The sequence below is a fragment of the Caballeronia udeis genome, from assembly GCF_001544555.2.
GTDB classification, from domain to species: Bacteria; Pseudomonadota; Gammaproteobacteria; order Burkholderiales; family Burkholderiaceae; genus Caballeronia; species Caballeronia udeis.
In genome coordinates this window covers 41,725-53,065 of sequence record NZ_FCOK02000012.1, presented here as the reverse complement: position 1 = coordinate 53,065, position 11,341 = coordinate 41,725, and the positions used below count along the sequence as shown (strand labels likewise).

General features: G+C 59.0%; 9 protein-coding genes. 4 read left to right on the top strand and 5 right to left on the bottom strand.

Going from position 1 to position 11,341, the window contains the following annotated elements:
- Positions 1-10: 10 nt before the first annotated feature.
- The 4 genes from AWB69_RS11455 to AWB69_RS11440 all read left to right on the top strand — a co-directional run bounded on the left by AWB69_RS11455 (position 11) and on the right by AWB69_RS11440 (position 5,265).
- A complete protein-coding gene (locus AWB69_RS11455) occupies positions 11-979 on the top strand; it encodes a cyclase family protein (protein WP_062085019.1) in 969 nt (322 codons plus the stop codon).
- A 55-nt stretch (positions 980-1,034) separates the two neighbouring features.
- Positions 1,035-1,802 (top strand): SDR family NAD(P)-dependent oxidoreductase, encoded by a 768-nt coding sequence (locus AWB69_RS11450; protein WP_062085018.1) that lies wholly within the window; start codon positions 1,035-1,037, stop codon positions 1,800-1,802.
- Positions 1,803-1,966: 164 nt separating this feature from the next.
- A complete protein-coding gene (locus AWB69_RS11445; protein ID WP_062085017.1) occupies positions 1,967-3,403 on the top strand; it encodes an MFS transporter in 1,437 nt (478 codons plus the stop codon).
- Positions 3,404-3,471: 68 nt separating this feature from the next.
- Positions 3,472-5,265: a CocE/NonD family hydrolase gene (locus AWB69_RS11440; RefSeq protein WP_231937067.1), complete on the top strand. Its 1,794-nt coding sequence runs from the start codon at positions 3,472-3,474 to the stop codon at positions 5,263-5,265.
- Positions 5,266-5,509: 244 nt separating this feature from the next.
- Here the strand turns inward: AWB69_RS11440 and AWB69_RS11435 are convergent, their stop codons facing one another.
- From AWB69_RS11435 to AWB69_RS11415, 5 genes are all read right to left on the bottom strand, one after another.
- A complete protein-coding gene (locus AWB69_RS11435) occupies positions 5,510-6,748 on the bottom strand; it encodes a dienelactone hydrolase family protein (protein WP_062085016.1) in 1,239 nt (412 codons plus the stop codon).
- Positions 6,749-6,777: 29 nt separating this feature from the next.
- The gene (locus AWB69_RS11430; RefSeq protein ID WP_062085015.1) at positions 6,778-7,494 is read right to left on the bottom strand and encodes an SDR family oxidoreductase; all 717 of its coding nucleotides are present in this window, start codon (positions 7,492-7,494) and stop codon (positions 6,778-6,780) included.
- A gap of 319 nt (positions 7,495-7,813) precedes the next feature.
- Entirely contained in the window at positions 7,814-8,569 is a 756-nt protein-coding gene (locus AWB69_RS11425; protein WP_062085014.1) for an aminotransferase class V-fold PLP-dependent enzyme, read from the bottom strand.
- A gap of 110 nt (positions 8,570-8,679) precedes the next feature.
- Entirely contained in the window at positions 8,680-9,987 is a 1,308-nt protein-coding gene (hisD, locus tag AWB69_RS11420) for a histidinol dehydrogenase (protein ID WP_062085013.1), read from the bottom strand.
- Between the two features lie 153 nt (positions 9,988-10,140).
- Positions 10,141-11,247 (bottom strand): LacI family DNA-binding transcriptional regulator, encoded by a 1,107-nt coding sequence (locus AWB69_RS11415; RefSeq protein WP_063977792.1) that lies wholly within the window; start codon positions 11,245-11,247, stop codon positions 10,141-10,143.
- Between the last annotated feature and the right edge of the window lie 94 nt (positions 11,248-11,341).

Below are 11,341 nucleotides of genomic sequence, written 5' to 3'. Positions count from 1 at the left end.
GGAGGCAGGAATGGTACATCGTTACGACGTAAAAAAATTCACCCTGGACCACGTGCGTGGCACCGCCGAGCGTTGCAAGAATTGGGGTAAGTGGGGCCCCGACGATGAAATCGGAACGCTTAACTACATCTCGGAAGAGGACATCCAGGGCGCCGCGAAGCTTGTCCGCAAAGGAAAGGTGTTTTCCCTCGGTTTGAACTTCGATCGAGACGGTCCGCAGAAGGGGCACTGGGGTAATCGCTTTAACCCGATCCACACGATGCTCGCCACCGGGACCGACGCGGTTGCCGGAAACCAGGACGCTGGCGGCCTTAGATATGCGGATGACGCCGTGTCGCTGCCATTGCAGTGCGGCACACAGTGGGACGCCCTCAGCCACATTTTTTTTGACGACAAGATGTGGAACGGCTACGACGCGCGACTTGTGGATAGCGATGGCGCTCAGAAGAACGGCATTGAGAAGACGAAGGCGAAGATGGTAGGTCGCGGTGTATTGCTCGACGTTGCGCGCTATCTTGGTGTTGATTCACTGCAGGACGGCGATGCAATTTCGATCGAGGATCTCGAGGCGACACAGCGAGCTCAGGGAGTGACCGTACGTCGCGGCGACTTTGTGATCGTGCGGACCGGTCACATGGAGCGCTGTCTTCACGAGGGGGGCTGGGGCGGATACGCTGGCGGCTCGGCTCCCGGTTTGGCCTTCGAGACGGCGAACTGGGTGCACGACAAACAGATCGCGGCAATCTGCACTGACACATGGGGATGTGAGGTGCGCCCGAACGAGACCGACGACTGCACGCAGCCGTGGCACTGGGTCGTGATTCCGATGATCGGAATCAGCATGGGCGAGATCTTCTACGTGAAGGAACTCGCCGAGGACTGTGCGAAGGATGGCGTGTACGAGTTCATGTTCACCGCGCCACCTTTGCCGATTACGAAAGCAGTTGGCTCGCCCCTCAATCCACTCGCCATCAAGTAGGTCCTCGGCGGATACATCGGGAAAGCATGATGCCGACGAAAATTCCAAGGGAACAATGATGCGGTCGCAGAAATCGACTCCAGATCTTGATGGCCTGGCAGCTCTCGTCACGGGAGCCGGGAGGGGGCTCGGCGCGGAGATCGCACGCGCGCTCGCTCAACGCGGCGCCAAGGTCTACGCGCTAAGTCGCAGTGCGAACGAACTTGAGGAGGTAGTCGCGAAAATCCACGACACCGGCGGTCAGGCCTCAGCACTTGTATGCGATGTCACAGATGTAGATGCGTTTTCTGCGGCGGTCGACCGCATGGATCGGCTGGACGTCCTGGTGAACAACGCGGGAACAAATTTCCCGACCGAATTCGTTGACGTTACTTTGCAGCAGCTCGACACCATGCTGATGCTCAACGTGCGATCAATGTTTACGGCAGCGCAGGCATGTGCGCGCAAGATGATTTCGAGCAGTACAGACAGAGGCTCGATTATCAACATATCGTCTCAGATGGGGCATGTGGGTGCCATCCGCCGGTCGGTGTACTGCATGACGAAGCATGCGATCGAGGGGCTTACCAAGGCCATGGCGTTGGAGCTCGCCGCTTACCGTATCTGCGTCAATACGGTAGCTCCAACATTCGTCGAGACTCCTATGACGAAATCTTTTTTCGAAGACGCCGAGTTTCATAGCTGGGTCATGGAGCGATTGCCGATGGGCCGGTTGTTGCCGGCAGAGGATGTTGCGCAGGCTGTTTGTTACCTGGCATCACCGGCCGCTGCCATGGTGACAGGAACGAGTCTGAGGATAGACGGAGGCTGGACCGCGCAGTGATGGAGGCAGCGCCGGTGGCGTGGACAGTCAGCCGGGCGATTTACCGGGCAAAGATCATGGACAGGACTTTGCACCAAAGAACCGGAGCGGTGGCGCGCTGCATGCCGTAACCGCTAGCAGTGACGTTATCGCTACACAGACTAAATTACAGATGGAGACAGCTCATGCAACCTTTCACGCAGCAGGGGGACTTGCTGAACCTATATGCGAGTTCGCGACCCACAAAGCGCTACTTTGGCGCGTTCTCCGTGTTTTGCCTTGGCTTTACACTCGACTTCTTCGACTTTTATCTCGTCGGCTTCCTGCTTGCCGTTCTCGGTCCGGGATGGCACCTGACGTACGGAGAATCGTCGCTAATTCTGCTTAGCGCCGGGGCTGGTGCGATCGTGGGTTCGCTATTCAGTGGCTCGCTGGCGGATGTGTTTGGCCGCAAGCGGGTGTTGTTGATCAGTACAACGATCTGTGGGATCGGTGCAGGCGCTGTTGCATTTCTACCGGAAGGGGCGTGGCTGGGGTTCGCCGCGTTGCGCTTTCTCGTCGGCTGCGGGCTCGCCGGCGCAGCGACGACACAGACGGTTTTGCTCGTCGAGCACACACCCGCGAGTTATCGCACGCGGCTGACGGGTTTTCCATTCATCGCTGCTTCGGTCGGCTCGCTGATTGCCTCGATTTCCGCCGCGACCCTTCTGCATGCGTTCGGTTGGCGAGGCGTCGCGGCCCTGGGTTTTGCGCCGCTACTCGTGACGTTGTCCGCCGCGCTGCTTGTCCCCGAATCTGGACAGTGGCTAATCAGCAAAGGGCGGCTTAACGAGGCACGCAAGGTGTTCGCGCGGTTACTTGGCATGGATGCTGTTGACCTACCTACGATGACCGCAGTGACGAGTGTTACAGCAGCGCCTGCGCCCAATGGGCGGATTAGCGAGCTGTTGTCGTTTCCGGGTCGCACACTACTGGTGGTTGTGACGTGGGCCGCATTGAGTACCGCTGGCTACGGAGTCTATCTCTGGGGGCCAACGATCGTCGCGTTGTTGCTGAAGATATCGCCTTCCGAGGCCGCAAAATACTTCATCGTCGTATCGCTCGCAGGAATTGCCGGCCGGCTGCTTCTCTCCTTGCTGCCTATGTGGGTGACGCGTAGGAGGGTGTGCGCGATATTCGGCTTTGGCATCGCCGTCTCGCTTGGTGTCGCCGGACTGGGCGCCCAACATACCGTCGCAGGATTCCCCCTTTTCGTGGCCATGGTTGCGGTTGGCGCTCTGTTTTTTGATGGTGGCTGGTGCGTGATCGGCCCCTATTCGGCAGAAATATTCCCCACACGGCTTGCAGCCCGCGCCATCGGGGTAGGCCAGGCTGCCAACGGCATCGGAAAAATTCTCGGGCCGTTGTGCCTCGCTGTTATTGCGGGAACGGGCAACGTCATCACACCGCGTGCAACAACAGATGCGGTTCTTCCCGCGTTTCTGTTTCTTGCGGGTTGTGGCCTCCTGATCGGCATTCTGTTTGCCGTGCTGGCTCCCGCTGACGCTTCTGAACGAGGCGAAACCGGCATGGAGACGCTATCAGATATACCAGGACAAGCGGTCAACGGTATCGCCCATTGAAGGCGGTCGGGATAGAGGGACGGCCGCGCCCGCGGCCATGGGATTAACCTGAAAGAGGAAGAGACGAAATGACTTCAACGAGACTTGAGCCCGATCATGCGCCGGTTGACGAATCACGGGCACTGAGGACCGAGACCCGGCTGGGTATGATCATCGAATGGGATGTGCCGGTCAGAATGAGCGACGGCATTGTCCTGAGGGCGGACATATTCCGGCCGGCCAAAGAGGGCCGCTTCCCGGTCCTGATGTCGCACGGACCCTATGGAAAGCTGCTGCATTTCGAAGACGGCTACAAGACGGCGTGGGACCGGATGGTGGACGAGCATCCCGACGTGGCAGCTGGCTCCTCCAACGCGTATCAGAGCTGGGAGGTAGCGGATCCGGAGAAATGGGTGCCGCACGATTACATCTGCATCCGCGTCGACAGCCGCGGCGCGGGTCGCTCGCCGGGGTACCTTGAAACCTGGTCGGCTCAGGAGATCAAGGACTTCGCGCGTTGCATTGACTGGGCGGGTGTCCAACCCTGGTGTAACGGAAAGGTCGGGTTAAGCGGCATCTCGTACTATGCAAACAATCAGTGGCAGGTTGCCGCGGAAAAGCCGAAGCACCTCGCTGCGATCTGTGTGTGGGAAGGCTTCCAGGATTACTACCGGGAGATGTTTTTCCACGGTGGAATCTATTGTACGTTCGCGCAGAACTGGTACGACATGCAGGTGAAAACCGTGCAACATGGCCTGGGCAAGCGCGGTCATCGAAGCCGCCTGAACGGCGAGTGGGTGTCGGGCCCGGCAACGCTGTCCGAGGAGGAGCTCGGTAGCAACAGGATCGACATGTGGGACGAGATCATCACGCATCCGTTGATCGACGAATTCCATACGTGCCGCACGCCCGACTGGAACGATATCGAAGTGCCGGTGCTGTCAGCGGCCAACTGGGGCGGCCAGGGGCTTCACCCGCGCGGCAATTTCGAGGGTTACATGCTCGCCGCCTCGAAGCAGAAGTGGCTCGAGGTTCACGGTATCGAGCACTGGACGCACTACTACACCGACTATGGCATCGCGATCCAGAAGCGCTTTTTCGATTACTTCCTGAAGGGTGAGAGCAACGGCTGGGATCGGGAACCGAAGGTGCGCTTACAGGTTCGCCACCCGGGGGAGACATTCGTCGAACGCTTCGAGGAGAACTGGCCGATTCCACGCACGCAGTGGACTCGCTATCACCTTCACATTGACGGTCACGTGCTGGGTACCTTGCCGCAGCAACAGGTTGCGAGACTGTCATTCGACGCGCTGGGTGACGGCCTTACGTTTGTTACGCCACCGCTCGAGGAGGAGATGGAGGTGACCGGGCCCATCGCAGCCCGACTTCACGTTTCGTCTACGACAAAGGACGCGGATCTGTTTCTGGTATTGCGGGTATTTTCTGCCGACTTCAATGAGGTGGTGTTCGCCGGGGCCTTGGACCCTCATACGCCGATCGCACAGGGGTGGCTGCGCGTGTCCCACCGGAAGCTCGACCAGGATAAATCGCTGCCTTTCCGGCCATATCACACTCACGATGAGATTCAGTCACTCACGCCAGGCCAGATCTACGAACTCGATATTGAGTTGTGGCCGACGTCAATCGTTGTGCCGCCGGGAGCACGCATCGCCTTGAGCGTGCGCGGCAAGGATTACGTCTACCCGGGCGGTAGCGGTGGCAAGTTGTCGAACATGAAAAATGAGTTCACCGGCTGTGGCCCGTTTCTCCACGACGATCCTCGTGACCGGCCAGCCGAAGTGTTCGGTGGTACAACGACACTGCACCTGGGCGGCGGACGTGAAAACTATGTGCTCTTGCCGATAGTGCCAAAGGTGAAATAGTCGCTCCGCCGTGTTCGGCAGGCTCGCGCGATCTGTCTTACCGGTCCCTGTTCCGGTGTGACGGACTGCGCGGCCCCGCAGCGTCACCTGGCAAATCGAGAGATTGACCGGGGGTTGCAGCATCGCGATCCATGCGTCGGCGGCGGCGTTGCTTGGGCACTCGTTGAAGGCTGAGCCGCTACCCAGAAACGAGCGGGAGGGGCGGTTTCGCTCCCAAGCTCAATTTACTATTGACACAGTAAGCTCAGACAGGCTTTCCCTCGCTCGATGCCCAGTTCGGCATCAACGCATTTGTCGGCAAGGTTTCATCGACCATTTTCTTCGCTGTCTGAATGCCCGCGACCGGCAAGCCCGTTGGATCGAGCACGCCGATCTGCACCAGCACCGAGGCCTGGTCCCAATAGATATGCTCGTTGTAGAGCTTGTCGCCGCGAAAGCAGATCACGGCGAGCATCGGCACTTCGAAGTATTTCCCGGTCGGTTGCAGCCCCGGCAATAACCAGTCGATCTCCCGATTGTGCGTGGCGCAGAATACGAATTCGTCAACCACGCGATCCGCGCCGATCGTCCGCGACACCGGGATCAAACGGGTATCGGTGGGATTTGAATCAACGAAATGGTATTTGTAGAAACGCTTGAGCTGGTCATGGCCTACGCCGCCGGTCATAGTCGGGACATGGTTCACGTAAGGCTGAGCCACCATGGTCGGCATGACGGCGTTCACATCGCGCGTACCGAACTCGTAGCAGCAGTGCATCTCCCACAACTGATTGAGGTCGTACACGGGCCCGAGCACCTTGCGCAGCATCGCCATGGTCCTCGAGTAGGCCATCACGGCTGCGGGTTTGTTGAAGTGTTCGCGTCCGGGCGTCGCGAATGCATGATCGCAATCTGGATACACGTAATGTTCGATTAGCGGGTTGGCCGCAAGAGCGGCCTGAATTTTCTCGCGTGTTTCGGGCAGGCTAAACGCGTCGTTCGCGGCAAACTGAAACACCATCGGGCACGTGATAGCGGGTATTTCATCGACGTACTTATCCAGGCCCACGCCGTAGTAACTCACCGCGCAATCCACGTCCGTGCGGGCCGCTGCCAGCATTGCGAGACGTCCGCCAAGGCAGTAACCGATCGTGCCGACCTTGCCCGCCTGCTCCGGCAACGTGCGGATTGCAGCAAGCGTCGCGGCGATATCGCCGAGCGCTTTGTCCTCGTCGAGTTTCTCGTTGTAACTGAGGGCCTCCTTGAAATCCGCCTCGCCGTAGCCAAGCACAACGCCCGGCTTCATACGCCAGAACAAGTCCGGAATCAGGACGACATAACCTTCCTCCGCATAGCGGTCGGCCATCGATTTCATATACGGGTTGATGCCAAAGATCTCTTGCAGCAACACGAGACCGGGTCCCGACCCCTGCGCCGGTTTCGCGAGATAAGCCGCAAACGTGCCGCCGTCGCGCGCGGCGACTTCAATGTACTGACCGCTCATGATGTCTCTGCTCCAATCGAATCCAACATTCAAAGAAAGCCGGAAAATCGCCTCTGAACCGCCAGCCGGTCCGTAGCCAGGCCAGCAGCAATACCCTGTGCCATCGCGCCGACGAGCACTTCGTCCGGACCACCCGTGAGTGCTGCATACACGGCATCGACGACCTCGTCCACCGACAGCTTGGGCGGCGGAAAGTCGCGGCTCATATCAGTATCGATAGCGCCGGGCAAGATGGCCAGCACGCGTACATCATGCGTCGCGAGTTCCGCGCGCAGGCATTCAGTCATTCGCAGCGCAGCCGCTTTCGACGCGCACAGCGACCCCATGGCCGGCAATGTCACGCGCGCGAGAATCGACAGCATGTTGACAACCGCGCCGCGGTTTCTCATCAACACCGGCGCGAATGCGCGGCACATGCTCAGCGTGCCGAAATAGTTCACCTCCATCTCGGCGCGCGCGGCGCTTGTCTCGCGTGGGTGGATGGCACGCTCGACATGGTCGATGCCAGCGTTATTGATCAGCAGCGTGACATCGCACGCCTGGTTTGCGGCTTGGGCGACCTGTTCGGAATCCGTAGTGTCGAGCGCGATCGGGACGATCCGCGAGTCGCCCTGAGCCAGTGCTGCGCAATCGCGCGCGGCGGCATACACTTTGTGCGCGCCGCGCGCGAGCAGGCTTGTGACAAAGCGCGCGCCTACGCCGCGATTGGCGCCCGATACGAAGGCGATCGAATTTTCAATCTGCATTGAGTTTTTCCGTTTTAGGCCGAGCGGGATCTTTCGATGTTTCCAAGTGCCGTTTTTTAATCTGGCGGTGCTGCGACCTGGATACGGAGCTTCTATAATCCCGCTTCACTGGCACCTCAATCAACCCACTATTCGCATCCGGCTTTTACTTCGGAAGCGCACGGGCCAGGCGTTCAATGCCACCATCCGAGGTGCTGAAGCCAGGGGACAGCCTTAGACTTCGCCCGCGCGAGTCGACAACAATCTGGTGCGCCGCCAGCGTTTTTACGACATGTTGTACGTCGAGGTGCGAAGGCACATCCGCCATAACGCATCCACCTCATTGCGTGTCGTCGCGCGGGGACACAAGCTGATAACCTTTCTCGTCGACGATTTCGATGATGCGGTGACAGAGTTTGAGATTCTGATTTCGTAGCGCTCCAGGAGGCTGCCCCATCACCCAATCGAAGCCCGGAGCCGAGGCGATAAAAGGGAGGACAGATGGCGTTCCAGTATCGAAACGACGCGCGTCGGGTGCGTACGAAAATTGTTCAATATCCCAGTTGAAGGGGTCCTCCTGGCTAAACCATCCGCGCACGGCGGGAGTCATACCACCACCGTTCAGGAGGGCGGGTGCCACATAGCCCAGTCCGGTACCTGGAACCCCACACAGCCATTTTAAGCTCGTTGAACATGCAAAGTCGCAGTTCGAAGTGCGAACGTCAAATGGAATAATCCCCGCGCCTTGCGTGATGTCGACAGCGACTAAGCTACCGACGCCACGGGCGTGAGCAGATAGTGTATTCAGGTCGGCCCGTTTAGATGTCAACGACGAGACCCAGGTGATCACGGCTAACGCCACATCTGCTCCCCGCCACGCAATGAAATCGTCGTCACGCACATACGCTTCTCCATCCCTCAACGGCACAGTTACAAGGGTGAAGCCATACCGGTCGGCAAGCCCGTTCAAAAGAAAATGCAAGCTCGGGAAACAATCGGCAGCGACTAGAACCTTCCGTCCGTTCAGGGTGCGTTCGCCGAGCCCGTCCACAAAGCGAGCGAACGCATCCGTCACGCTGGGCGCAGCTTCGCCCAATCAATCAGGCCGGGCCGGCATATCAGAGGATGCTTCAGATCAATTTGTGTAAGGAGCCACCCGCGAGTGGCTCCTTACGCGTAGCGACAACCAAGCCGTCTGAAAATTTTTCAGACAGCAGCTCCGCCGTATGGCACCTCCTTGTGTCCGTAGCGACGCACCCGCAGATTTGCCTGTTCGCCGTGCCCGGCGAACCCTTCCAGCGCGCACAGGCGGGAACAGTATTCACCGATCAGCGCGGACGCTTCGTCGGTGACAACTGTCTGATATGTGCAGGTCTTCAGGAATTTGCCCACCCAAAGCCCACCGGTATAGCGCGCCGCCTTCTTCGTGGGTAGCGTATGGTTCGTGCCGATGGTCTTGTCGCCGAACGCAACGTTTGTGCGCGGGCCGAGAAAGAGCGCACCGTAGTTGGTCATATTTTTCAGGAAATAGTCAACGTCGCGGGTCAACACCTGAACATGTTCGGAGGCGATGTCGTTGGCGATCTTGACCATCTCCTCGTCGCTGTCCGCCACAATGACTTCGCCGTATTTATCCCACGACTTGCGGGCAATGTCGGCGGTCGGGAGGATCTTAAGCAGCCGCTCGATCTCCGTCAGAGTCTCACGCGCGAGCTTTTCGGAGGTTGTCAGCAATACGGCGGGTGAGTCCGGACCGTGTTCTGCCTGTCCGAGCAGATCAGTCGCGCACATCTCACCGTCGACCGATTCGTCCGCGATTACGAGCGTCTCTGTCGGCCCCGCGAAGAGGTCAATGCCGACGCGGCCGAAAAGCTGCCGCTTGGCTTCTGCGACGAACGCGTTACCCGGGCCGACCAGTATGTCTACCGGTGCAATCTTCCCTGTCCCGATTGCCATGGCACCAATCGCCTGGATGCCTCCGAGGCAATAGATCTCGTTCGCACCGGCCATATGTTGTGCGGCGACGATGGCGGGGGCTGGCTTGCCGTGGAAGGGCGGCGCGCAGGTAATGATGCGTGGCACACCGGCAACACGAGCGGTGATTACCGACATGTGCGCGGAAGCCAGTAGCGGGTATTTACCGCCCGGCACATAACAACCTGCGGCGTTGATTGGAATGTTCTTGTGCCCGAGGATTACGCCGGGAAGCGTTTCCACTTCGATGTCTCGGATTGATTCCCGTTGGTGCCGCGCGAAGTTTTCCACCTGCTTCTGCGCGAATTCGATATCCGTGATGTCCCGCTTGGTCAACTGGGAAAGGCAATCGTCGATTTCACGTTGCGACAGCCGGTAATCCTCACGATCCAGCTTGTCGAACCGGATCGACAGTTCGCGCACTGCCTCATCCCCACGCGTCTCGATGTCCGCGAGTGTTGCTTCCACGGTGTCACGTACTTCTTTCGCTGCAGACTTGATCACTTCGGCTTCTGCGCCGTGCTTGAGCCATTTGGCCATTTGGAGTGCTCCTTCATGTTTAAGTTGATGTTTGCATTCGTATGCAATAATGCTTGCATGCGAATGCAAACACGTCCTAAGAGTAGATCCTCCTCGGAAGAATTTCAAGTTATCAATCGATAAATTTTGATTGGATGTGAACCCGGACGCTGCTCATCGCGATGTGTCCGGGCGTTTCCGCGAGCGCCAGATCCAGTGGTCTGCGGACGGCACCACTCCGGTCCGTGGTGTGCGTGCGGATCCTCGCACGATCAATTCTCCGTCGATGATGTGCTGCACAGCGGGCGCTACGACTGTGGAAAGCTGACGCTCCACAACCTGGACCACTCGCCGGACCATTAGCTCAACGGGCTGCGAGTAGGTGGTCAGCCCGAAGATGGGCCATCGCGCCATCTCAATGTCGTCAAACCCGACGATGGAAACGTCGGTACCAACCTGGAGTCCGAATTCCGCCCGGGCAAGATTGATAGCCACAAGTGCCATGTAATCGTTGGCGCAGAAAATGGCGTCTGGCGGCGCCGCGGACGACAGCAGCGTGCGTACGGCCGACTCTGTGTCAGCAGTCGAATAGTTTCCGACCACGCGTTCAACATGACGGACCTTGCGTTCGGCCAGACCTTCCAGGAATCCGGCTTCCCGGTCCCGGCTGGTTGATGAATGTTCAAGTCCAGCGACGTACGCGAAACGCCGATGTTTGCCGGCGAGCAGGAAGGCGGCGAGTTCCTTTGCGCCCCGCCGGTTATCGCCAGTGACACTGGAAACAGAATCGCTGTCGGTCTTGCGGTTTAGCATGACCACCGGAAGGCCCAGTTGCAGGCACTCGTCCGCGAAATGGGATGAAAGGCTTGTCGATATAAGAACGAGCGCATCCACCCGGTACCGCAGTACCTCGTCAAGGATCGGGTCGGAGCCTGCCATGGGATCGGAGGTGAATAGCAACACCCGGTAGCCGATTCTGGCAAAGGAGGCGGACAGCGCGTCAAGGGCTGCCTGGTAGAAAGGGTTGGCGGTGGAAGGTACCGCGACGCCAATGAGACTCGAGCGCCTGGTAATCAGCGAGCGGGCAACCAGGTTGGGACGATAGCCAAGTTGCTGTGCTGCCTCCAGGACTTTCGCGCGCATGGTCTCCGACACGCTGGCGCCAGGAGTGAAGACGCGGGATACCGCGGACTGGGATACGCCCGCGAGTTCAGCGACCTCATAGGCCGTAGCGGGGCGCCGTTCGGGTTCCACTTCCATATTGGCCGGACCGGGATTCATCAGTGCTTTCCATTGAATCGTTGCTGCGTATCGCCGGCGTGCAGCGACTCGGGATGCAGTAAACCCAGATCATATCCTGATGGGGAAAGCCCTA

Bases quoted from the DNA above. Each gene is read 5' to 3' on its own strand.
- AWB69_RS11455 (WP_062085019.1), top strand. From the start codon at position 11: ATGGTACATCGTTACGACGTAAAAAAATTCACCCTGGACCACGTGCGT.
- AWB69_RS11450 (WP_062085018.1), top strand. From the start codon at position 1,035: ATGATGCGGTCGCAGAAATCGACTCCAGATCTTGATGGCCTGGCAGCT.
- AWB69_RS11445 (WP_062085017.1), top strand. From the start codon at position 1,967: ATGCAACCTTTCACGCAGCAGGGGGACTTGCTGAACCTATATGCGAGT.
- AWB69_RS11440 (WP_231937067.1), top strand. From the start codon at position 3,472: ATGACTTCAACGAGACTTGAGCCCGATCATGCGCCGGTTGACGAATCA.
- AWB69_RS11435 (WP_062085016.1), bottom strand. From the start codon at position 6,748: ATGAGCGGTCAGTACATTGAAGTCGCCGCGCGCGACGGCGGCACGTTT.
- AWB69_RS11430 (WP_062085015.1), bottom strand. From the start codon at position 7,494: ATGCAGATTGAAAATTCGATCGCCTTCGTATCGGGCGCCAATCGCGGC.
- hisD (WP_062085013.1), bottom strand. From the start codon at position 9,987: ATGGCCAAATGGCTCAAGCACGGCGCAGAAGCCGAAGTGATCAAGTCT.
- AWB69_RS11415 (WP_063977792.1), bottom strand. From the start codon at position 11,247: ATGAATCCCGGTCCGGCCAATATGGAAGTGGAACCCGAACGGCGCCCC.